This window comes from Psychrobacter sp. CLB018, from assembly GCF_041222815.1.
Classification (GTDB): Bacteria; Pseudomonadota; Gammaproteobacteria; order Pseudomonadales; family Moraxellaceae; genus Psychrobacter; species Psychrobacter faecalis.
This window is the reverse complement of sequence record NZ_CP166085.1, coordinates 1418740-1440963: the sequence shown is the minus strand read 5'-3', so window position 1 is coordinate 1440963 and position 22224 is coordinate 1418740. Positions and strand designations below refer to the sequence as shown.

The window sequence follows — 22224 nt, the reverse complement described above, 5'->3', positions numbered from 1 at the left end:
AGATAAATGGGCTATAGCGCTATGGCAGCAATGTGCTGGATTTATATGCGCTTTTATTTGCTGGCTTTGTAATACGAAATTATAGCACAGCTCATAATTACACTGTATTCTTGAGACATTTTATTAATAAACTACCCATACCTTATCACAACCGACACATTGCTTTTTTTGTTCTAAAATCGTTTATTATAACGACGATTATGAGAATAAGCATGGTACCCTAGTGAGGACTTGAATGTTTGGCTGTGGGCTAACGATATCAACGTTTTAACTAGCTGAAATAGTCACAGTGTACTTCATGGTGTACTTATCATATATATTCTGTTCGTGATCTGTGCGCTATAAAGGCTTCGAACGCGAAAAATAGCCTCCATAATGAAAAAAGCGATAGCGTATTTCACCATTATCAAGCTATACAATCGATATAGAGTAGTATAAGAAAAAAATCCAATCTTGCCAAAGATAACTAGCCACTACTATTTTTTAGACTTTGTAATGGCATAGTATCCCTACAGCAACATATTCAAATATGCTATCAACTCATTATCAATAAGAGTCCTATTTGCAATATTTATATTGCAAATAGGATTTTCAGGTGTTGTTCATACTGCGCAATATCATGATCAATGGTCGGATTCTTAATGGCATCATTCACCATGAATGTTGGCATTGGCTCCATTCCTAGAAACTGATATGCCTTATGAGTAGCGATATATACGCCATCAACGCCAACACCTTCAAAGAACTGCTCGGGATCAGTGAATGCTTCTGTAGGTGCATTCCAAGTTACTGAAAGCATATACTGTTTACCTTGCAGCAGACCACCAGAACCATATTTATCTTCTGAGTTTTGACGAGAACGTCCATCACTTTGATAGAGACTGCCATGACCAATGGTGAAAATCTCATCAATATATTTTTTGACTGTCCATGGCACACCCATCCACCAAGCAGGAGCTTGTTGAATGATGATATCTGCCCACAGCCATTTTGCAATTTCATCCTCAATGTCATAACCTGCATCAATGTTGGTCACTTTTACGTCGTGACCTAAACTGAGTAATTGTTGCTCAGCGATATTGGTCAGGGTGTCATTGAGCTCACCTGTTGAATGAGCAAAACGTTTGCTACCATTTAATATCAATATTTTTTTCATTATCAGCTGCCTTGTACAAATTAGATAGATGGATCCCAAATAGGTGCCAAACCTTCAGGGTTGACTTCACGACTATTGGTATCGAGTTGGTCAATTTTCATTAATTGCTCATCGCTCAATGTGATGCCTTGTGCTGCTAAGTTGCTCGCTAGGTTTTCTCTTTTAGTTGAAGAGGGAATCACAGCGTAGCCCTTAGCGAGTGCCCACGCTAAGATCACCTGTGCTGGTGTCTGTTGATTGTGATTGGCTATTTCTTGAATGATAGGATCTTTTAAAGCTTTGCCATATGCCAGTGTCATATATGAAGTCACGTTAATACCTTGCTGCTTCATAAAACTTACCAAGCGGCGATTTTGTAGATAAGGGCTTAACTCTATTTGATTGGTCTCAATGTTTTCAGCGCCTATTACTGCTATAGCTCGTTTTAACAAATCAATATTGAAGTTAGAAACCCCTATTTTTTTGGTGAGGCCTAATTTTTTTGCTTCGAGTAAAGCTGTCATATACTCTTCGACAGCTACTGGGCTTGAAGGCGCTGGCCAGTGGATCAATGTCAAATCTACAGCATCGACATTTAATTTTTTTAAGCTGGCTTTTAAGCTAGGAATGAGCTTTTCTTTTGATAAGTTATCAACCCAAATCTTAGTGGTTAGATATATTGAGTCAGAAGATATACCGCTATTTTTGATAGCAATACCGATAGCCTCTTCGTTATCGTATGCTTGCGCCGTATCTATCGTTCGATATCCTAAATCTAAGGCGTTTGTCACAGAGTGTATAACCGTATCACCTTGTAATCTAAAGGTACCTAAACCGAATTTTGGTAGTGTCATATGCTTTACCTATATTTTATCTATGAAAGTTATCGTTGGATTGGCAATCATTATATAGACGCTTATAATTGATAAGAAGGCACAAAAAATCAAAATACTCTTGCATAAGGATCAATAATGAAAGTTACGATTAATGAGCTTGATACTTTTGTTAGTATTGTTGATGAGGGCACAATCAGTCAGGCCGCTGAACACTTAGGGGTTACGGTTTCAGCAGTAAGCAGAGCGTTATCAAGGTTAGAAAAGAAACTAAATACCTCACTATTTAGGCGCACAACACGGCGTTTGGAGCTGACACAGGAGGGTGAAAAATATCTGGAACGTGTGCGGAGTATTCTCAGTGACTTAGAAGATGCGGGAGATATGATGGTGAAGAATAAAGAGGTGCCATCTGGTAAGTTGCGTATTGATGCAGCTACTCCTTTTATGTTGCATGTGATTGCACCATTGATCGATAAATATAGTAATGCTTACCCACAAATCGATATCGAGTTGGTCAGTAATGAAAGTTTAGTAGATTTATTAGAAGCACGCACAGATGTGGCCGTTCGTATCGGCGAACTAAAAGATTCTTCATTGAGTGCCACACCACTAGGCTTAAGTCAGATTCGTATTTTAGCCAGTCCTGTTTATTTGAAAAAACACGGCACGCCTAAAATTGTGGAAGACTTGGTCCATCATCAGTTATTAGGTTTTAATTCATTGGAGAAATTAAATGATTGGCCTATCTACGATGCTGCTAATAATTTATTTCATATTCATACGAATATAAAAGCGGATAGTGGCGAGACGCTAAGACAGCTTGCTTTATGCGGGATCGGTATAGTGTGTTTGTCTGATTTTATGACTTATCAAGATATCCAAAAAGGAGATTTGATTCAGCTATTTGAGTCTAGTACGATCAAAATGCAACAGCCTATTAATCTGGTTTACTACAAAAATAGAAAGTTGTCAGAACGTGTTAGCTCATTTATTGAGTTTTTGAAGGCGGAAGTGACGCTTTAAGATGAGTAAAAAATAGAATGATAAAAAATGCTTCAGGCCGTATGCTGCACTGATAGTTATTTATTCAACTAAGACTTGAATAAGGTATACCCCAAGGGAACCACCTATTTCACCCTTCAAACCTATTAACAGACCACTTATAACAGACTGGTATAATAGAACCACTTATATTAGACCGTGTTTGATGATTCATAAATAGCCGTTATTCACAACAAAGTTACCCAGTACTGCGTGACAAATGCCGCTAAGGTACCGACTTATGCAAGAGATCTATCAATAAGCGATTCATCTGCCATCTCATTAGCCATCAGGAGTGCTTGGTATAAGCTGGTTGCACTTGCGCCGCCGCGCCCTGCTAAATCAAGCGCCGTACCATGATCAACTGAGGTACGAATATAGGGCAGCCCCAAGGTAAGATTGACTGTATCGCCAAAGCCGTGCGATTTGAGCACTGGTAAACCTTGGTCATGATACATAGCAATGACCGCGTCACAGTTGGCTAAATGTCTTGGGGTAAATAAGGTATCCGCTGGCATTGCTTCTGATATATCGACGCCTACGTCGATAAACTCACGCAATACGGGATTGATAATCTCAATCTCTTCAACGCCCAAATGACCGCCCTCACCTGCATGCGGATTGAGACCGCAAACCAAAATACGTGGCTGTGTTAAACCAAACTTCTCTCTCATATCATCAATGACAATTTGTACCGTTTGGCGTACATTATCAGCGGTGATAGCCGCAGGTATGTCTTTTAATGCTAAATGCGTGGTGACAAGCGCCACTTTCATGGCTTGATTGGCGAGCATCATCACGACTTTCTCACAGCCACTTTGCTGCATAAAAAACTCGGTATGACCGCTAAACATGGTGCCATCGAGCAGTTTAATATCAGCATCTATTAAGGCAGATTTTTGCAATGGCCCTGTGACGATGGCAGCGACTGTTTTATTAGTCGCTAACTGATGGGCGATGTCCAATTGTTTGGCAACCATGGCCGAATTGCGAGTATTAATTTTTCCGCAGACAACGGCTTCAGCACAAGGCGTATTTAACAAAATGAACGCATTATCATCATTGTCATCCGTAATTTGCTGTGACATCTGCTCTAAAAAGTCATCGGCTGCGATGTCTAAATCGACAATTTGCCAAAATGGACAGCTCTCGAGCACGCCTGCTGTTACCAGCATATCAGCGCGCTTTTGCATTGCGGTGCTATCGGCAGTAACCCAGATTGGACGCTTAAAATCGTGCAATTTACCCTCAGCTGCTAATAGCAGCACGATATCCATACCAATGCCAGCAGGCTCACCGGTTGTGATTAATAATGGTAGTCTTTTTTGCATAGTAAAATATCCTATTTCGACATTAAGAATATGATTTTATTGTATTTATTATTACGAAAACGAGCGTTCAAGAGGTTTTAAGGTGACGCAAATTTTATATCATAGCAGATAGCATTTTTATAGATAGTTACTGATAGCAGCCGAAAAAACGCTAGAATGTGTTAAACTTTCGCCTTTCATTGTAGCATTTACCAGCAAGCGCTGAGACCACCTTTTGGTACTTCTCTCGTAGAGCTATGTCGCGCTTGCTTGACCGTATCACTCCTAAAATAAATACTGATAGCAAATAGCTATTTATACTCTTATATAATTAATTTTATACCGACTTTTGAAACTGACTTTTAAGACACTGGGCACCCATGGCAGACAACGAAAAAACCGACGACTTACTCAATCAGACACCGCCGCACAATATCGATATTGAAAAGGCCTTGCTGGCGTCTTTGATGAGCATCGAAGAGGCATACGATAAGATTGCAGATATCGTCACCAAAGACGATTTTTATGCGGGGCGTCACCAGTATATTTTTGATGCAATTGCGCATTTGGCAGCGGTCAACGAGCCTTACGATACGGTAATGGTGCATGATTGGTTGGAAGCACAAAAATTGCTTAAAGGTGCCGGCGGTGACAGCTATTTGGCCGATATTTTGAGCCAAAGTCCTGCCACTTTGTTTAACCTCACTGCTTATGCACAGCGCGTGCGTGAGCTGTCGACCTTACGTCAGCTCATTACCACGGGCAATGACATGCTGACCCTTGCCTATAATCCTAAAGACCAAACGGTAAGCGATATCTTGGACAATGTTGAGGCAAAAATATTTAGTATCAATGAGCAGCATAATAAACGCGCAGAGCAACGCGGTCCCGTTGGTATTACCTCAGTATTGACCAATGTCATTGATAAGATTCAAGAGCTAAAGTCTAATCCTGACGGCATGATAGGTTTACAAACGCCATTCGTCGAGCTAAATAACAAAACCCAAGGCTTACAAGCGGGCGATTTAATCATTGTAGCGGCGCGTCCGTCTATGGGTAAAACCACCTTTGCTATGAACTTAGCAGAAGGCGTTTTGTTTAATGAAGATTTGCCCGTGGTGGTATTTTCGATGGAAATGCCAGCGGAGTCCATCGTCATGCGTTTGCTTTCATCTTGGGGTGCGATTAATCAGACGCACTTGCGCTCTGGGCAAATGAATGAAGATGAATGGGCAAAAATGATGAATGCCATTCAGCATTTGCAATCTAAGCATTTATATATCGATGACAGTACCGCCCTGCCGCCCTCTGAGCTGCGTTCGCGCTGTCGCCGTATTGCCAAAAATCATGATGGTAAACTTGGCGCTATCGTCGTCGATTACCTACAGCTAATGAAAGTACCTAGTCTTGACGGCAACCGTGTGGGCGAAATCTCGGAAATTTCTCGGAGTTTAAAAGCCTTGGCTCGTGAGCTTGAATGTCCGGTTATTGCGCTGTCCCAGCTTAACCGCAGTCTAGAAAACCGTCCAAATAAGCGCCCTATCATGTCGGATTTGCGTGAATCGGGGGCGATCGAGCAGGATGCCGATTTGATTATGTTTATTTATCGCGATGAGGTTTATAATGAAAACTCAGACCACAAAGGTGTGGCTGAAATCATCATCGGTAAACAGCGTAACGGCCCTATCGGCACCGTCCGCTTAGGCTTTGAAGGGCAATTTACCCGCTTTATTAACCTGACACCAGAATACTATCAAAACGTCAGCTTTGAGAATGATGAATAATCGGCTGACTAAACAATACATATAATAAGCTTTAACTTTAAAACGACTATGAATAAAACTAGCCAGTGCGTCATCAGCCAAATTGATGACGCACTGGCTTTATTGCTTTACCCCATTATTAATAACATCATTTGTTTAATGAAATCGTTTTACTAATAAAAATAACTTTGTCAATAAAGAAGGCAATTATGCGCACTATCACAATTAATCCAGCCGCCATTACTCATAATTTGGCACAAGTTAAAAAACTGGCACCGACGGCTAAAGTTCTTGCTATGGTCAAGGCCAATGCTTATGGTCATGGCGTCGCTGCTGTCTTACCAGCATTGCAACAAGGCGAGCAACAGGCTGATGGTATCGGCGTTGCAACCTTGATAGAAGCCTTGGAAGCGCGACAACTTGGCTGGGATAAAACCATTGGTCTGATTGAAGGCGCATTTACCGCCGATGAATGGCAGCTAGCGATAGAGCATGATATCAGCTGCGTGATTCATCATGAGCCGCAATTAATATGGGCATTAGAAAAAACCCCACCGACTACCAGCGCCACTCGAGTGGTTTGGCTAAAATATAATACTGGCATGAACCGCTTAGGCTTTAATGACCAAACGCTGATTCCAGCCGCCAAACGTTTGCATAAAGCCGGTTATCAGCTGATTTTAACCACTCACTTTGCCAATGCCGACGACCGCGCTCATCCTCTAAATGCCATTCAAATCCAGCGCTTTAACGACATGCTGCAGACTTTACGAGAAACGGTGAGCAGCGATGTAAAAGGCTCATTGTGCAACTCAGCGGGTATCGTCAATTTCCCCGAGCATCATCACGATTGGGTACGTCCGGGCATCATGCTCTACGGCAGTACGCCTGTCATTGACAAAAGTGCGCGTGATTTGGACTTACAGCCATCAATGGAATTTAGCGCCCAAATCATCACGCTACAAACAGTCAACGCAGGTGACGGCATTGGTTATGGCAGCCGCTGGACTGCTGGGAAAGATACCAGAACGGCGTTAGTCAGCATCGGTTATGGTGACGGCTATCCACGCGTGGTGAGTGCTGATGCCTATGTTTCTGTTATTGACGATACCAACAACCAAAGCTACCCATGTGCGGTCATCGGACGCGTAGCCATGGATATGATTGTCATTGATGTCAGCGCTGTGCCAAACAGCGTGGCGTTAAATAGTAAAGTATTGCTATGGGGTGATGCGCCGCATGTCGATGAAGTCGCCGCCAATGCAGAAACCATTAGCTATGAGCTGCTATGCCGCCTAAGCGCGCGCCCTACTCGAAACATAACAGAATCCTAATCGTTAGATATGAACATCATGACAGTTTGCCAGATAAAAGAGACAGCGCCAAATCATGGCAAATTGAACATTTACATTAAGCCCAATTGCGCTATACTAAAAGTTTGTTGTCACCACAGTATACGCACTGACGCGATATGATTACTGACTGACAACGTAACATTTTTATCGATTTTTCATCGATTGTGATCGACTGCTAGGATTACTATGAGTTTGCGCCATTTTTTGACCCTATCTGATTTAACCAAACAAGAACTAGAAAACCTCATCAAACGCGCTTGTGAATTGCGCAAAATGCAACATGCCGGCGAGATCTATCAGCCGTTTGTTGGGCGCACGCTTGGCATGATATTTGAGAAATCATCCACCCGTACGCGTATCTCATTTGAGACGGGCATGGGACAATTTGGCGGCAGCGCTATCTTTTTGTCGCCAAATGACACCCAGCTTGGGCGCGGTGAGCCGCTAGAAGATTCGGCGCGTGTTATCTCAAGCATGGTCGATATCATTATGATTCGTACCTTTGGGCACGAAAAAGTTGAAACCTTTGCGGAATACTCTAGTGTACCGATTATCAACGCGCTCACTGACGAATTTCATCCCTGCCAGCTGCTTGCTGATATGCAAACGTATTATGAGCATCGCGGCAGTATCGAAAACAAAATCGTTACTTGGGTTGGCGATGGCAACAATATGTGCGCCTCCTACATGCAAGCGGCCAATCAGTTTGGCTTTGAGCTGCGTGTTGCTGCCCCTTATGGATTTGAGCCTGACCCTGAGCTGATGGAGCGCTTCTCACATTGCGTGAGCTTGGTCGAAGATGTCCAAGATGCGGCAAAAGATTCAAACTTAATCGTCACCGATGTTTGGGCAAGCATGGGGCAAGAGTCTGAACAAAACACTCGCGCACGCCGTTTTGCGCCCTATCAAGTCACGCCATCACTGCTTGATAAAGCTGACCCCGAAGTGGTATTTATGCATTGCTTGCCTGCGCATCGCGGCGAAGAAATCTCTCACGATATGCTCGATGATCCGCGTTCAGTGGTTTGGGACGAAGCTGAAAACCGCTTACATGCGCAAAAAGCCTTAATGGAGTTTTTATTAAAAGACAAAATTAAGCTACCTGCCTAAAAATAGGTTGTTAAAAACATATGGTGATATTTTGCTAAACCAGCAAGCAGCAGATGAACAGATACGAAAAAGGCAGCGCATATTTTAATGCGCTGCCTTTTTATTGTTTATGACTTTATTTAGCGATAAGTTATAGCATTAAATTCTATCAATAATGCATTAACGCGTCAAAGTTGTCACCCCATCACTGCCCGCTCTAAGCAACACATCGGCTTGATTGGCAGCAAAAATACCATTACAGACCACGCCAACGATATTATTTAACTCTTGTTCGAACGCCAATGGATTACTGACATCCAAATCATAGGTGTCTAAAATCACATTACCATAATCGGTGACAAAATCTTCACGATAAACCGGCTCACCGCCCAAACGGGCTAATTGCCTTGCTACATACGAGCGCGCTTGTGGCAGTACTTCTATCGGTACGGGAAATTCGCGCCCCAAGCATTGCACACTTTTGCTTTCATCAACCATACAGACAAACTTGTTGGAAGCCGCAGCGACGATTTTTTCACGTGTGAGCGCACCGCCACCCCCTTTAATCAATTGCAAATGTTCATTTACCTCGTCAGCGCCATCGATATAGACATCAAGCTGACCGGCAAAGTTTAAATCGACGATGTCGATACCCAAGGCGCGTAGTTTATCTTCGGTGACCTGTGAGCTTGCGACCGCGCCAGCAAGCCTTAACGTCGGCAATAACTCAATCAAACAATTTACCGTACTGCCTGTCCCTACGCCAAGTATCATGTCATCTTCGATATAGCGGAGGGCAGCTTTGGCTGCGGCTTGCTTTTGTGCTTGCTGATCACTCATCATAAATCCTTGGAAAAATAAACGTCTTACTCTAAAAGAGCTAAAATGATAAAGGAAGTAAAAGGCGCGCTTATTATAACCGATGGCTCTAAGCGATGTTAGCGTAAAACCTATTCTAAATACTCATTGAACCCTCTCATTACGCATACTTACTTTAATGTATTCATAAATGAGCATCTAAACTTTAATAAACTCTCGACGAAATTTGCAATTGTGTCTTGCAAGATAGTGAAAATCAGCATAGGCTAATCTATTTCGTTTTTGTGCTTATCTTTACTGGTTTATTGCTGTTTATTATTAAATACCAATTTATAACCATTTGCACTTCTTTTATTCATCTTCACTTTGTTTAGGAAACATTATGCTGTCACATTGGGTACGAGCCATCTTGCAAGCCACCGTCTATGACGTCGCCATTCAAACACCACTTGAAGCTGCACCGAAGCTGACCCAACGTTTTGCTAATGATATTCGATTTAAGCGCGAAGATTTGCAACCGGTTAAATCCTTTAAGTTGCGCGGTGCTTATAACCGTATTAGCCAATTGAGCGATGCGCAAAAAGCACGCGGCGTTATTTGTGCTTCGGCAGGTAATCATGCGCAAGGTGTTGCCTACTCTGCCCGTAAGCTTGACTTGAATAACATCATTGTGATGCCAACCACCACACCGGATATCAAAGTCGATGCGGTACGCGCGCTTGGCGGTAATGTCGATTTGCATGGCGACAGCTTTGATGAAGCCAACCGTTATGCGATTAATCGTGCTGAGACCGAGGGTTTAACCTTTATTCCGCCATATGATGATGAATTGGTGATTGCAGGGCAAGGCACTATTGGTCTGGAATTGACCCAGCAATGGCGCAACATGGATTATGTCTTCGTTGCCGTAGGCGGTGGCGGTTTGATTTCTGGTGTGGCAGCATTTTTAGGTGAAGTGGCGCCGCATGTCAAAGTCATCGCCGTCGAAGCGGAACAATCAGCTTCACTAAAAGCGGCGCTTGAAGCGAATGAACGCGTTAAACTCAAACAAGTTGGACTGTTTGTTGATGGTGTCGCCGTTGCTCAAATTGGCGAGCTGCCTTTTGATATCGTGCGTATGCAAAAGGGCGATGCATCAGGTCCTTTAGTCGAGACTGACGTGGTCACTTGTACCAATGATGAAGTCTGCGCGGCGGTGAAAGATATCTTTGAAGAAAACCGTAGTATCGTTGAGCCTGCTGGTGCTTTGTCCGTTGCAGGCATGAAAAAATATATTGAAGCCAACAATTTACAGGGCAAAAACTGCGTTGGTATCATCTGCGGTGCCAACATGAACTTCGACCGCCTACGTTATATCGCCGAGCGTACGGAGATTGGTGAGAAAAAAGAAGCCATCTTTGGCGTAACGATTCCTGAGCAAACCGGCGCGTTTTTAAACTTTTGCCGCAGCCTACATGGCCGTAATATCACCGAGTTTAACTATCGTGCCGATAGCAAAAAATCACCCGACTCTATGGAACCTGCGTCTATTTTTGTCGGTATCGCCTTAAAAGAAGGTGAGAAAGAGCGTCAAACGATTAGCAACCAATTGGCAGCCGATGGCTATGAAGCGCATGATTTAACCGATGATGACATCGCCAAATCTCATATTCGTCATTTGATTGGCGGTCATGCCCATGTGGAAAACGAGCAGTTATTAAGTGTGGTATTCCCTGAACGGCCGGGCGCCTTATTGACCTTTTTAGAAAAATTGGGCGACGATTTTAATATCACCTTATTCCATTATCGCAATCATGGTGCTGCTGAAGGTCGCGTGTTGGTTGGCTTGCAAGCCTCTGAGGGTAACTCTCGCCAGCTACAAGATGCGCTTCTTGATATTGGTTATGACTGCACCATGCTCAATGACAATATCGGCTATCAGTTGTTCTTGAAATAAGTGCTGAAATATTTTTATCAACAACGATGACAACAGAATATAAGCGCCTTATCTCGCCAAGATTAGGCGCTTACTTATATTGAGAAACACATGCACATCCCTGCTGTTTTTGCCGAAGAAAATTTCGATAGTATTATCGACTTTATTACCGCCAAGCCATTGGCAACTATTATCGCTCAAACTAAAGACGGCATAGAAGCTTGTCACATTCCTTTATTTCTCTATGAAGAACGTTCTGATTCTAAAGGTAATCAACGCTACCTTTATGGTCATTTTGGTCGTAAAAATCCTATTTACCAACAGGCTTTAGCAGACAGTTCATGGTTAATTATCTTTCAAGATTCTGGACACTACATCAGCCCTAACTGGTATCCTAGCAAAGCCGAAACTCATAAAGAAGTGCCGACATGGAACTATCAAAGCGTCCATATTCAATCTAAAATTGAGCTGCTTGAAGACAATAATACCCTTAAATGGATATTAGCTACCATGACCGCACGGCAAGAAGTAATAAGCAATAACCCTTGGTCGTTAGATGACGCACCAGCTGCTTATATCGATGCCATGTGTCGCGGTATTATTGGCTTTAGATTTTCTATCGATTCGATACAAGCCCAATTTAAATTAAGCCAAAATAAAACTGTAGAAAACATCACAGGGGTGATAAACGGCTTAGAGAATTTACATACAAATGACGCTAAAGAAATGGCTGTTAAAATTACACATCAGAATAAAGGCTAATTTTTTTACTCATTCACCATAAAACCCCATTTTGAAAAACTTTAATCACTTATCACTCTTTTAATTCCCAAAAAAACCACCATTATTATCTTAGTTTATTGATATTTATGAGGTTTTGATGAGTAAACATAACAAAAACCACAATCAGCCAAGCCATAGCCAACCAGATACGGTACGTATGCGTCTTGATAAATGGTTATGGGCTGCGCGCTTTTATCGCACCCGCACCCTTGCCAAAGAAGCTATCGAAAGCGGTCGTGTACATTATGCAGGGAGCCGTGTCAAAACCAGTAAAGAGATTGCGGTCGGAGATGAACTCAGTATTCGCCAAGGCTCAGCCACCGCCATGACTGAAAAAACCGTGATTGTCGAAGCGCTAAGTGCCCAACGTGGTAATGCAACTGCCGCCCAAGTGCTGTATTCTGAAACTGAGGAAAGCGAAGAGCGCCGCGCCTACTATGCCGAACAGCGCAAACTGGCCAATCTTGCCCGCCCTGATAATAAACCCAATAAAAAAGAGCGTCGTGATTTACAACGCTTTAAAAACAAGCAAGAATAAAGGCTGCCAGTAACAGCAGTATTCTATTATTTGTTGCCTAGCGTGACCCTATTGTTTACCTCTGCTCTTGCCATTCAAGGTATTAACCGTTACGCTAGCCACCAATTCATTTATTCGATAACATGCTAAGCAACCGCATTATCATGCTGGTCTTGATGGCATGTTTTTTTGTTGTGATAAAAGGTCATTATATGCCAATCAAAGCGTCTACTCCTTCTTCTGTTCTAGTGGTTTGTTTGGGGAATATTTGCCGTTCACCGACTGCCGAAGAGATTTTCCGCCAGCAAGCAGCGATTGCAGGGCTGGCGATGAAAGTGGATTCAGCAGGTACAGGGGATTGGCATATTGGTCATGCGCCAGATGAGCGGGCGCAGAGCCACGCCAAAGCCCATGGTTACAACATCAATAAGCTGGTCGCGCGTCAAGTGAGCGCTGACGATTTTCGTAAGTTTGATTTGATTTTGGCGATGGATTCGCAAAACTTAGCTGACCTACAAGCCATAAAAGACAGTATCAGCGATACAGATGGCAAGCTTGCCAAACTGGCATTATTTAGTGAAGAAGACCCAACTTACGGCGGCGACGATGTACCAGACCCTTATCAAGGGGACGCCGATGCTTTCGAAGAAGTAATTGAACGTATTGAATCCAGTTCACAAGCTTGGATTGAAAGTTGGAAAACTGCTTAGTTTAATAGTTCTTAGCGCTAAATGTTTAACCACACTTAATAATAGTTAGCGATAAAGTGCTATATTTCTGCTACTTTTATGCCGCTCATCCTTTATAATAAACACCGCATGATTTTTTGTTTATTTGCCCTATAGGCTATGTTATGACCTCAGCTTTACGCCATGATTTCTGTGCTCAACCTGCGACATCAACCCATCTTGCAGTGAATATATCGCAGGATAATTTAGTCGATTTGTCGCATAGCAATACCATGGCATTAGCATCTGTAGCGGATGTGGTCGTCCCACTAACGGATGAGGCACAGCTTGATGCCTTTATGGCAAATTATGAAAAAGAGGCAGCACCTACTAAGCCGTTATTCGTTCTTTCAGGCGGCAGTAACGTTTTATTGCCCGCACAGCTAAATGCGATTGTCTTACGACCACAGATGCGCGGTATTAGCGTGACAGCGCAGACAGACAGTTATGTCGATATCGAAGTGATGGCTGGTGAAAATTGGCACGACTTGGTCATGCATACGGTTGCTCAAGGTTGGTATGGCCTAGAAAATTTGGCACTGATACCGGGTTTGACTGGCGCAGCGCCGGTACAAAATATCGGCGCTTACGGTGTGCAGTTAGAAGACTGTCTAGAGTACGTGCGTGCCTATCATCTCCCAACCCAAACTTGGCATCAGCTAACAGCAGCAGACTGCGAGTTTGGCTACCGCGACAGCCTCTTTAAGCGTACGCCCAATACTTGGCTGATTACGCGCGTTGGTTTTCGTCTGCATACCGATCCCAGCAAAATCCTTGCCAGCTACGGCGATGTGCAGACGGTCGCGCAGCGCTATGCCGAGCAGCGAGGACGCAGCCAGCCCAATCCTGCTGATGTCATGCAAGCGATTATAGATATTCGCCAGCAGAAGCTGCCCGACCCTAAGCAGCTACCCAATTGCGGCAGCTTTTTTCAAAATCCTATTATTTCTCAAGCGCAATTTATAGCGCTAAAAGCCATCCATCCTACCATCGTTGGCTATCCAACGCCCGATGCCATGGTTAAGGTGGCAGCTGGCTGGTTAATTGAACAGGCTGGTCTAAAGGGGCATGGTTTAGCGCCAATACTCACCCATCAGCAGCAAGCGTTAGTGTTGACTAATCACAGCCCATATCAAGCGGCGCAAGCGGATGTGGCAAAAGCGCAGCAGCATATCGCTGACATTGTCCATGAGAAGTTTGCGATTGAATTGGCGCGCGAGCCGGTTTGGGTAAATGCTGACGGCTCTATTGGATTTGATGAGCATGTGGTCTAAGCGATCATGGTCCAAGCGCTTATGGCGCTCTTATTTACGTTCAGCTGAGCGTATGATAAAGCTGTTTCGTATTATTAATGCCACTTTTTTGCTTGGCTCAACGGCCGTTATTCTCGTTCTTATCAGTTTGTTTACCCCGCTATTTTCGCAAGCGGTGGTTTATCTCTTAGCACATTTACCCTTACCAAAGATGCAACCTGCCGCCATGAGTTCTCCGCCGACCGCTTATGTGGTGTTGGGCGGCGGCTTGACCAATGACAATAACAATCAAACTATTCTCAATAGTTATAGCCTTAATCGCGCCCGTACAGCAGCAACCGCTTATCATGACTTGCCGCTACCTATCGTCCTGAGCGGCGCCGAAGCGCCTTGGCTTGGTCAATGGCTTATTGAACACGGTATTGACGGGCTTATCAGCGAAAATGCCAGTATGAATACCTGTGAAAATGCGCGTTTTACTGCCAAGCGCATTCCTCTGTATCATGTGTACCTTATCACCGACAGCTATCACATGGCGCGCGCGCGCAGACAGTTTGCTTTAAATGGCATTAATAGTACGCCAATTAACGCGCCCTTACCGGTGCGGCGTGATTGGATGGAACCAGCGCAAAACTTAAGCCATTCGCGGCGGGCCGTTTATGAAGTTGCCGCTTACTTACGTGATGTCATTCGTCCGCAAGCAAACTGTCGCCAAGCAAATGATGTGACCTCGCAGCAACTATTAACACCAAGGGGTAATGTCGCTAAAAAACCTACTGAGCAATAGCCAGCTGACATTTACTGTCTTAATTTTAGTTTTAGTTTTAATATCATTAGGTACCTATTATTGCCCCATTATCCACTGTCTTATTTTTGAACTTTATAGAATATTTATAACACTTGCAATAAGTGTATAATATAAGAAACTGCTATGAAAGAGGTTTGCCATGCTCAGTATATTTTTATTAATTCCTTTAAGTTTAATGCTGTTTGTGGTCGCCATCTGGGCAATACGCTATGCGGTTCGATCAAACCAATTTGAAGATTTAGATAATGCATCGCAGCGTATCATCTTGGATGATCGCCAAGAGCGTCGCCAAACCATTCAAGCCCATGAGCCTAACGAGCATACGCCTCAAGCTCCGCAAACCAATGATCCAGCAGACTCTAACAAAACCGATGATTGAATGCTAACGATGCACTGCGTGCTGATGTCGTCTTTATCATGAAAATAGCTATCAATAAAACTCAATCCTTTAGCCTTTTATATCTCATTTATACCTGACTGTTTTTATCATTTCTTTAGGGCAAGAATAAAAGCAGGCTCACCCTTTACCATTTTTAGGAGAAACCCCCATGACCACAGCTTTACTCGTTGCGGCATTACTAATGGGATTTTTAGGTTCACCGCATTGCTTAGGCATGTGTGGCGGTTTGGTCGCGGCATTTAGTTTATCGATGAAAGATGTCAGCCCTGCTAAGCGCCGTGCTTTGATAGCGACCTATCATTTCGGGCGCTTAAGCAGTTACGCATTTTTGGGCTTGGTTGCTGGACTTGTTGGCACCACTGTTTTAGAGCCGTTGATGACGGGCAACAGTATGCCTCGTATCCTATTGGGTTTGGTCTTGGTCTTTGTGGGCGTCACCATGCTTGGTGCGCCATTTTTAGCCAAACTTGAGCGCGTCGGCATGCGTTTTTGGCAATTCCTTAGTCCGCTTCGCCAAAAAGTATTTCCACTTAATACCTTCCCGCGTGCTTTAGCGGCAGGGTTATTATGGGGATTTTTACCTTGCGGCTTGGTTTATGGTGCGCTACTTATCGCTGTCGTTGCTCATAACCCACTGGGCGGTGCGGCATTGATGTTTGTCTTTGGTTTGGGAACTGTACCGATGTTGGTGGCTACCCACGAGACAGTTGGTTGGCTACGTGAAAAAATTGGCCGTATGCGTTTAAGACAAATTAACGGCGCTATCATGGTGTTATCTGGTTTAGCGGTTGCTTTTGTTCCTATGCTAATGGCTAGCATGCATGGTGGCCACGGCGGCGGTAATGGACATGGTGAGCATGCTCAAATGAATCATGGCAGCCACGCCGCTATGATGGCCGATAGCAATACTTCCTCTGAAGCGACAACAGCAACCACCGCCCATCATAATATGAACAATGTGCAGCACGAGATGACGCCCGCTATGAATGGCTCGATGGATCATAGTATGCATGATATGCCACATGATGCAGATAACGCTATGAATCACAATATGCATAATATGACAGATGAGCAGCAAATGAATAGCCATCATCACGAAGCTATGCCAGAAACTGCTCAATAGCAGCATAAAAAATATCATGACCCTATAAAAAAGCCCTTAACATCATGATGACGTTAAGGGCTTTTTTATGCAGCAATATTTATCAAAATAAAAGTTGCTTTAATAAAATCATTCCTGCCATTGCTCAAGGCGAAACTTGGTATCTAAATGCTTCTCTAGCGCTGGGATATTAAAAGCATCGTCTTCGCTGACAAAGCTGATACTGATACCGGTTTGTCCGGCGCGTCCCGTACGACCAATACGGTGTACGTAATCATCTGGCTGATCTGGCAAAGTATAATTAATCACATGGCTGACATCATCCACATGGATGCCGCGTCCTGCCACATCAGTTGCGACCAGCACAGAAGCATGACCATCTTTAAAGCGTTGCAGATATTTTTCACGCTTTTGCTGAATCACATCGCCTGATAACATGACGATTTTATGCGCCTGACGCAGCTTATGATACAAACGCTTCACTTGGTCTTTACGGTTGGCAAAAATTATCACCTTCTCTACTGTCTCATCAGTGATGAAACGCTCGACCGCAGCGAGCTTTTGATCTTCGGTTAATAAGTAAAAATGCTGATCGACCAATTCACTGGTTTTATGCTCAGGCTCAATCTCTACAAATTCTGGCTCATGTAACCAGCGATAGGCAAGATTCATCACATCTTGGTTAAAGGTGGCAGAAAACAGCAAACTTTGACGATCGGTATTGGGCGGCATACGACCAACCAAGCGTTTGATATCTGGGATAAAACCCATATCGAGCATACGATCTGCTTCATCTAATACCAACACTTCAACGCGATCGAGATAAACCATGCCCTTGTGCATCAAGTCAATCAAACGCCCTGGAGTGGCAATTAAGATATCGACATATTGGCGCTCAAGCTCATGCTGCTGAGTTTCATAATTGGTACCACCCATGATACAAACGCTGTGAAGCGAGGTATATTTGGTCAGAGCAATACAGTCATCAAATATCTGCTGGGCAAGCTCACGCGTTGGCGCCATAACCACGGCTCTTGGCTCGCCCAAATAGCGTTTTTCATCGGCAGCAAAGGGACGCTTAAGCAGTGCTTCCATAATAGTCAATAAAAACGTTGCCGTCTTGCCAGTACCGGTTTGCGCCTGTCCGATAGCGTCTTGATTTGCCAATGTATGCGGTAATATCTGTGCTTGAATGGGCGTCAATTCAGTGAAGCCTAAATCATTTACAGCTCGCAAAGTGGCATTTGATAACGGCAAATCGGTAAACGTCTTAAAAGTACTCAAAAAAAATATCCTTTTGTATAATTTGCTTGCCATTAATAGCATATCCGCGCTAAGCAGACAAACAATAAAACAAGCATGCATAAAAAAGCCAAGCCTAACATCTAAACTTACCAAATATGCTGCGTTTTATTCAACATAGGCAAGACAGACGGGCTTGACTTAGTAGTATATCAGTAGTTTGTAACGACATTATAGCCAAACGGCATTAATGTCGGTAGCGATTACTCTTCTACTTTTCTGACTTCTTCAGCTTGCAGGCCTTTTTCGCCTTCAACCACACTGAACTCAACTTTTTCGCCATCTTTTAAAGAGCGATAACCATCACCTTGGATCGCGCGGAAATGGACAAAAATATCTTCGCCGCTATCGCGTTGAATGAAACCAAAGCCTTTTGAGTCATTAAACCACTTAACGATACCTTGCTCACGAGCTGACATAATATTACTTCCTAAAAAGTCACTTAACCCCAAATTCCTTTGCGACATTGCATATAAACGGGGTTGAAGATTATGAAATCAAAATGTAAGAGTACTACTCTACATACCATCATCGCCTCATAAAGCCTGTTATTACTCTCTTTATGAATCAGCGTATAGTAAATTCGTCCTCACCAACATAAGCAGCTATCAAAATACTCTAAGCATTATATTAATTGCTTATATCAGCGCTAGCAACAAACAAGTAATATTTGTTGCGTAAAAAATATCATAGCATGGGTTTTTGGCAACATAAAGACTTTTCACATGATTTTTAGCCCTTATAGCAGTTTTTGCGGTTATTTTTATAACCATGCTGACAAACTGTTATGATAAAGGACTAAAACATCGTATATTTAATGTATTTTCTTTCTCAAAATTCCAAAAAAGCACCGTCATAAAAGTACGGCGCCGCTTATTTTTAATAATAGCAACCCACTTACCTTAATAATTGTAGAGCCAACTATAACTATGACAACCACTTCTCAGCCAATAAAAGCAAATAGCAATCTACAACAAAATGATAAGACGTTGATGCATAAATTATTGCTGATCAATGGCGTTAATCTTAACCTACTTGGTAAACGTGAGCCAGAAATCTATGGCCATACGACCCTTGCTGATATTGAGAAAAACTTGATCGAGCGTGCCGCCAAATACGGTATCGAGCTGATTTGTATCCAATCAAACCATGAGGGCAAACTGGTCGATGAGATTCAATATTATGGTCTTTTAGCAGAAACCGCTGTACAAGTAGATGCAATTATTATCAATCCTGCTGCTTTTACCCATACCTCAGTGGCGATACGCGACGCGCTATTGGCAACACAAAAACCCTTTATAGAGGTGCATTTATCCAATGTTCATGCTCGTGAGCCGTTTCGGCAGCATTCGTATTTAAGCGATATAGCCGTCGGCGTGATTTGCGGTCTCGGGCATTTGGGTTATCAGATGGCATTGGATTATTGGCTAACCCATACTTATGCTTTAAAATTAGACGGTTAACGTAGAGATTATGACTTTATCTATATAAAGAAAACGTCAAATAAGCACAAGACTATTAGCATTGAAGTTGCGATCAAGTTGCTTTTGGCACATTAGTCAAACAGCAATGATATGATGAAAGTAATAATATGAGCGCATGAAAAACAACCCACGATATGGTGATATGAATGGCAAAATCGTCCGGAAAACGCTTTATGAAACTCGCTGGCATGACCGCAAGTATTGCCGGTAAAGCTGCTAAAAACTCATTAAAGCACCTCTCAAGTGACGAAGAAAAACGTCTAGAAGCGCGCTCAGCGCTGATGCAAGACGTCGGTGTGCAAATCGCTGAAACGCTTGGTGAAATGAAAGGCGCGGTGATGAAAGTGGGACAAATCGCCTCCCAATATAAAGACGTGTTTCCGCCTGAAGTCGCGACCGCTTTAGAGAAACTCCAAAAAGACGCGCCGCCGATGCCTTATGGACAAATACGCGCGCAAGTTGAGCGTGAATTAAAAGCGCCTATTGCTGAGTTATTTACCCAATTTGAAGAAGCGCCATTTGCCGCGGCATCAATCGGCCAAGTGCACAGAGCGATTTTGCCCTCTGGACAAAGGGTGGTGGTAAAGGTGCAGTATCCTGATGTCGATGAAAACTGCGATAGCGATCTAAAACAAGTACGCATGGCGCTAAAAATAGCTGGCGTCCTCAATATGAGTAAGCAGTTACAAGAGCAGCTGTTTAATGAGATTCGCCAAAGTTTGCATGACGAGCTCGACTACGTTAAAGAGGCGCACAATCTACAGGTATTTGGCGCCTTTCATGCCGATGATGAAGGGCTAATTATCCCTAAAGTGATCAGTAGCCATTCATCCAAGCGCATTTTGACCTTGACCGAAGAGATGGGTGAGCCGCTTGCTGTTGCTGCAACTTGGGATAACGACGTTAAGCAAAAAATCGCTAAGCGCCTGTTTCATTTTAGCGCCGGACAGCTATTTGGTTTATATCGTATGCACTGCGACCCCCACCCTGGCAACTTTGCCTTTCGCACCGATGGTAGCGTTGTCGCTTATGATTTTGGTGGTATCCGCAGTTATAGTGACAGCGAAGTACAATTATTTCGCCGCTTTGCTAAGCATGCCTTAAAAGGCGATGTGACCGCGCTTGAGCAAGACTTGATTGCCCTTGATATCCGCCGCGATGATGATAAAGTCGTGCCGGGTGAATTTTATAAAGAGTGGTTAGAGATTGGACTTAAACCCTTATCCATAGAACCTTATCAGCAAGGTCCTTTTGATTTTGGCAGCAGCCAAACCCATCATGAAGCCATTGCCCAAATGCGCACGTCGTTAAAGTATTTTGGTCAGTTTCAGCCATCAGCAACGACGATGATGCTTGACCGTACCATTTCAGGTCAATATTGGAATTTGGTCAATCTAGGCGTGATTATCGACTTATCGCCACTGGTGGCAGAATACATAGAATACTAAACGTGCAATGCATGACCGCAGCGATCGCAGAAATCCGCTCCTACGGCGTGACCGAATTTGCCACAGTTTGGACAGGCAATCGGGTTTAGCTGTGGGCGCATGTTACGTGCCAGCTCGGCGGTAAAAATACCTGTCGGCACGGCAATAATCGCATAACCGGTGATCATCACCATCGATGCAATTGCTTGGCCGATTGGCGTTTTTGGTGACATATCACCATAGCCCGTGGTCGTAACCGTCACCACTGCCCAATAAATAGAGATAGGAATACTGGTAAAACCATTTTCCGGCCCTTCTACCACATAGACAACCGAACCAAAAATGGTGACGAGCAAAACGAGTGATAAGAAAAATACCGTGATTTTCTGTTGGCTGGTTTTAAGTGCTGAGGCAAGAAAGCCCGCTTGCTGCATGTAGGTATTGAGCTTGAGTACCCGAAATACTCGTAAGATACGTAGGATGCGAATGACGAGCAGATACTGCACACCGCCAAATACAAGGCTTAAATAGCTGGGTAATACTGACAATAAATCTACGATGCCAAAGAAACTAAACGCATAACGAAAGCGATTGGGCGCCGAAAACCACCTTAAAATATACTCAATGGTAAATAAAATAGTAAAAAACCATTCTGCATAACGAAATAGCGTACCATATTGCAAACGCATATATAGCACACTATCGAGCATTACCACGGCAACACTGGCCAAAATCGCAATCAACAATACAATATCAAACAGCTTACCCAAACGGGTATCCGTGCCTTCGATAATGATATGAATGCGGTTACGCAAATGGGTAATGGCTTCGGCGGTTGGTTGCTTCATAAAGTCGGTATAGTCACAAAATCAATGGTTATAAAAAACCGAACGCTTTAAGCTGATATGGGCAAGCTAAGGTTGGTCAAAATGCGCTAAAGTGGTTTATAATACTGCCAATATTTTACTAGCGGTTTTCATCGCCTTAGGCAATAGTCGCTCAAGACAAAGAAGATAGCAGTGTAGCAAAAAAGCGCGCCAAACGACATACATATCGTTAACTTGCCGATAGGTCTATTACACTGTATTAACCGCACAATCATATAATAACAATACCTTATCAAGTATGAAAAGTTGTTAACAAGGCATAGCCTACTA

At 43.4% G+C, this 22224-nt stretch carries 21 protein-coding genes; 14 read left to right on the top strand and 7 right to left on the bottom strand.

Features of this window, described 5'->3' with window-relative positions:
* Positions 1–571: 571 nt before the first annotated feature.
* Together AB8P72_RS06150 and dkgB are read right to left on the bottom strand one after the other, a co-directional pair.
* Positions 572–1156 carry an NAD(P)H-dependent oxidoreductase gene (locus AB8P72_RS06150; RefSeq protein WP_305935300.1) on the bottom strand — a complete coding sequence of 195 codons (585 nt, stop codon included), beginning with the start codon at positions 1154–1156 and terminating at the stop codon, positions 572–574.
* Between the two features lie 20 nt (positions 1157–1176).
* Positions 1177–1989, bottom strand: a complete 813-nt coding sequence (gene dkgB, locus AB8P72_RS06145; protein ID WP_369958225.1) for a 2,5-didehydrogluconate reductase DkgB — start codon at positions 1987–1989, stop codon at positions 1177–1179.
* A gap of 117 nt (positions 1990–2106) precedes the next feature.
* On the opposite strand from dkgB, the gene AB8P72_RS06140 reads away from it, so the two are divergent.
* Positions 2107–2994, top strand: coding sequence for a LysR family transcriptional regulator (locus tag AB8P72_RS06140; protein ID WP_305935301.1), 888 nt, complete (start codon positions 2107–2109; stop codon positions 2992–2994).
* 257 nt (positions 2995–3251) lie between these two features.
* On the opposite strand, the gene pdxA is transcribed toward AB8P72_RS06140, so the two are convergent.
* Positions 3252–4343, bottom strand: a complete 1092-nt coding sequence (gene pdxA, locus AB8P72_RS06135; RefSeq protein ID WP_369958224.1) for a 4-hydroxythreonine-4-phosphate dehydrogenase PdxA — start codon at positions 4341–4343, stop codon at positions 3252–3254.
* Positions 4344–4702: 359 nt separating this feature from the next.
* Between pdxA and dnaB the strand changes: the two genes are divergently transcribed.
* The 3 genes from dnaB (at position 4703) to argF (ending at position 8550) form a co-directional block, all read left to right on the top strand.
* Complete coding sequence (dnaB, locus tag AB8P72_RS06130) at positions 4703–6106, top strand: replicative DNA helicase (protein WP_068405205.1); 1404 nt, start codon at positions 4703–4705, stop codon at positions 6104–6106.
* 188 nt (positions 6107–6294) lie between these two features.
* Entirely contained in the window at positions 6295–7419 is a 1125-nt protein-coding gene (gene alr, locus AB8P72_RS06125; protein ID WP_369958223.1) for an alanine racemase, read from the top strand.
* Between the two features lie 207 nt (positions 7420–7626).
* Positions 7627–8550, top strand: a complete 924-nt coding sequence (gene argF / locus AB8P72_RS06120) for an ornithine carbamoyltransferase (RefSeq protein WP_144296248.1) — start codon at positions 7627–7629, stop codon at positions 8548–8550.
* Positions 8551–8709: 159 nt separating this feature from the next.
* On the opposite strand, the gene rpiA is transcribed toward argF, so the two are convergent.
* Positions 8710–9369, bottom strand: a complete 660-nt coding sequence (gene rpiA / locus AB8P72_RS06115) for a ribose-5-phosphate isomerase RpiA (RefSeq protein WP_068405199.1) — start codon at positions 9367–9369, stop codon at positions 8710–8712.
* A 361-nt stretch (positions 9370–9730) separates the two neighbouring features.
* On the opposite strand from rpiA, the gene ilvA reads away from it, so the two are divergent.
* The 8 genes from ilvA to AB8P72_RS06075 all read left to right on the top strand — a co-directional run bounded on the left by ilvA (position 9731) and on the right by AB8P72_RS06075 (position 16875).
* Positions 9731–11284 (top strand): threonine ammonia-lyase, biosynthetic, encoded by a 1554-nt coding sequence (ilvA, locus tag AB8P72_RS06110; RefSeq protein WP_068405198.1) that lies wholly within the window; start codon positions 9731–9733, stop codon positions 11282–11284.
* Positions 11285–11374: 90 nt separating this feature from the next.
* The gene (locus tag AB8P72_RS06105) at positions 11375–12025 is read left to right on the top strand and encodes an FMN-binding negative transcriptional regulator (RefSeq protein WP_305935304.1); all 651 of its coding nucleotides are present in this window, start codon (positions 11375–11377) and stop codon (positions 12023–12025) included.
* 118 nt (positions 12026–12143) lie between these two features.
* Complete coding sequence (locus tag AB8P72_RS06100) at positions 12144–12584, top strand: RNA-binding S4 domain-containing protein (protein WP_305935305.1); 441 nt, start codon at positions 12144–12146, stop codon at positions 12582–12584.
* A gap of 191 nt (positions 12585–12775) precedes the next feature.
* Positions 12776–13273, top strand: a complete 498-nt coding sequence (locus AB8P72_RS06095; protein WP_305935306.1) for a low molecular weight protein-tyrosine-phosphatase — start codon at positions 12776–12778, stop codon at positions 13271–13273.
* A gap of 143 nt (positions 13274–13416) precedes the next feature.
* Positions 13417–14565: a UDP-N-acetylmuramate dehydrogenase gene (murB, locus tag AB8P72_RS06090; protein WP_102077559.1), complete on the top strand. Its 1149-nt coding sequence runs from the start codon at positions 13417–13419 to the stop codon at positions 14563–14565.
* Positions 14555–15331, top strand: a complete 777-nt coding sequence (locus AB8P72_RS06085) for a YdcF family protein (RefSeq protein WP_198327826.1) — start codon at positions 14555–14557, stop codon at positions 15329–15331. Before murB ends, AB8P72_RS06085 begins: the two co-directional genes overlap by 11 nt.
* A gap of 160 nt (positions 15332–15491) precedes the next feature.
* Positions 15492–15731 carry a cbb3-type cytochrome oxidase assembly protein CcoS gene (gene ccoS, locus AB8P72_RS06080; RefSeq protein WP_198327827.1) on the top strand — a complete coding sequence of 80 codons (240 nt, stop codon included), beginning with the start codon at positions 15492–15494 and terminating at the stop codon, positions 15729–15731.
* 169 nt (positions 15732–15900) lie between these two features.
* The gene (locus AB8P72_RS06075) at positions 15901–16875 is read left to right on the top strand and encodes a sulfite exporter TauE/SafE family protein (RefSeq protein WP_201542734.1); all 975 of its coding nucleotides are present in this window, start codon (positions 15901–15903) and stop codon (positions 16873–16875) included.
* 108 nt (positions 16876–16983) lie between these two features.
* On the opposite strand, the gene AB8P72_RS06070 is transcribed toward AB8P72_RS06075, so the two are convergent.
* Together AB8P72_RS06070 and AB8P72_RS06065 are read right to left on the bottom strand one after the other, a co-directional pair.
* A complete protein-coding gene (locus AB8P72_RS06070; protein WP_306495795.1) occupies positions 16984–18171 on the bottom strand; it encodes a DEAD/DEAH box helicase in 1188 nt (395 codons plus the stop codon).
* A 188-nt stretch (positions 18172–18359) separates the two neighbouring features.
* On the bottom strand, positions 18360–18575 hold the full coding sequence (locus tag AB8P72_RS06065) for a cold-shock protein (protein WP_068405185.1): 216 nt from the start codon (positions 18573–18575) through the stop codon (positions 18360–18362).
* A gap of 573 nt (positions 18576–19148) precedes the next feature.
* Here AB8P72_RS06065 and aroQ point away from each other — a divergent pair.
* Both aroQ and AB8P72_RS06055 read left to right on the top strand, forming a co-directional pair.
* Complete coding sequence (gene aroQ, locus AB8P72_RS06060; protein ID WP_369958277.1) at positions 19149–19619, top strand: type II 3-dehydroquinate dehydratase; 471 nt, start codon at positions 19149–19151, stop codon at positions 19617–19619.
* A 167-nt stretch (positions 19620–19786) separates the two neighbouring features.
* Positions 19787–21088: an AarF/ABC1/UbiB kinase family protein gene (locus tag AB8P72_RS06055; RefSeq protein WP_305935308.1), complete on the top strand. Its 1302-nt coding sequence runs from the start codon at positions 19787–19789 to the stop codon at positions 21086–21088.
* Here the strand turns inward: AB8P72_RS06055 and AB8P72_RS06050 are convergent.
* Positions 21085–21915, bottom strand: a complete 831-nt coding sequence (locus AB8P72_RS06050; RefSeq protein ID WP_068405178.1) for an ion transporter — start codon at positions 21913–21915, stop codon at positions 21085–21087. The two genes, AB8P72_RS06055 and AB8P72_RS06050, sit on opposite strands and share 4 nt — an antisense overlap.
* Between the last annotated feature and the right edge of the window lie 309 nt (positions 21916–22224).